Annotated in this window: 2 protein-coding genes; both read left to right on the forward strand. The window is 68.6% G+C overall.

The window, feature by feature from the left end:
- A partial coding sequence (locus tag AAF481_20575; GenBank protein MEM7483562.1) for a hypothetical protein occupies positions 1-459 on the forward strand: 459 nt, incomplete at its 5' end.
- Between the two features lie 81 nt (positions 460-540).
- The coding region (locus AAF481_20580) for an iron ABC transporter permease (protein ID MEM7483563.1) at positions 541-1,563 on the forward strand (1,023 nt) is incomplete at its 3' end.

Here is a 1,563-nt window from a genome sequence, read left to right on the forward strand (position 1 = left end):
CGTGCCAAGGCGGCGGCCGGTGCGTCGCCACCGGTCGCTTTCTGGGGTGGGCCGGCTGGCGGCAATCGCTGGTGGGTGGAGAGCAACGGACCCGAGGCCGGGCTCTTCGCCGACGCCGGGGCGATCAACCCCCTGGCCGATCCCTCGGCGGGACCATTCGCCACCCTCGACACCGCCAGCGTCTTGAACGCAGTGGCCGACGCCGACCTGTGGATCACCTCGGCTCTCGACGAGCGAGACTGGGACGGGCGAGTCCCGGCCGAGCTTTTTGCCGCCTACCGTGCTGGCCAGGTCTACAACAACCGCAAACGTAGGCGATCCGAGCGCGACGCCTGGGATTGGAACGAGACCGCGATCAATCGCCCGGATCTCGCCCTCGCCGACCTGGTGTCGCTGCTGTACCCCGGCCTGCTGCCGCACCACGAATTGGTGTTCTTCGCCCCGGTGCAACGGCAATGAGGGGCACTCAGCCACGAGGGGAGGCGCGGCCATGAGGGTGCGCGGCAAAGAGGGGCGCTCAGCCGTGAGGATCGCGGCGCGATGAGCCCAACTCCGCCCGACTCGCCGGGGCGGCCGTCACGGTTGCGCGCCGCCCTCGTCTTCCCGTTGCTCGCTGTCCTTTTTGTCGCCTTGTTCGCCGCCGAGCTGGTGCTCGGCACCGTGCGTATTCCGCTGGCCGAGATCGTCAACATTCTGTTCACCGGTGAGCCGAGCCAGGCGATCTGGCGTGTCATCGTGCTCGAGCTGCGGCTGCCGCGGGCGCTCACCGCTTGCCTTGCCGGTACGGCGCTAGCTCTCGGCGGCCTGACGTTGCAAACGCTCTTTCGTAATCCGCTCGCCGGACCGTGGGCGCTGGGCATCACCGCCGGTGCGCAGCTCGGTGTCGCTACAGTGGCGGTGGCCGGTGCCGTGGCGGGGAGCGCTGGGCTCGCCGTCACTCTTTCGCGTCTCGGCGTGCTGGCGGACCTGTCGTTGGCGGCCGGCGCCTTCGCCGGCGCCACCGCCGTGCTGCTGGCTGTCGTGGCGCTGTCGCGCCGTGTCAATGCCGTGACGCTGTTGATCGCTGGGCTGATGTTCGGATTTCTGGCCCAGGGTCTGGTCGCCGTCTTGCTGCACTTCACGACCGAGAACCAGGTCGAGGTGTACGAGAACTGGAGCGACGGCAGCTTCGGCGGTGTGACGTCGGACAAGCTGCTGGTGCTCGCTCCGGCCGTAGTGCTGGGTTTGCTCTTGATCGGCGCCTCGATCAAGCCGCTGAACGCTCTCCTGCTCGGCGATCGCTACGCCCGCTCGCTGGGTGTGCGGATCCGGCGGGCCCGCAACACCGCCCTCTTCGCGGTGGTCTGCCTGGCCGGCTCGGTTACCGCTTATTGCGGGCCGGTTCTTTTCCTCGACCTTGCCGTGCCGCACCTGTGCCGTGGCCTGTTCCGCACCACCGACCATCGGATCCTGGTCCCCGGGGTGGCGCTCGTCGGCAGCATCGTCGCTCTCACCGCAGACCTCATCGTGCACCTGCCGTGGCGCCAGCATTTCCTCCACCTCAACGCGGTCAACGCCTTGATC

This window comes from Acidobacteriota bacterium, from assembly GCA_039030395.1.
Classification (GTDB): Bacteria; Acidobacteriota; Thermoanaerobaculia; order Multivoradales; family JBCCEF01; genus JBCCEF01.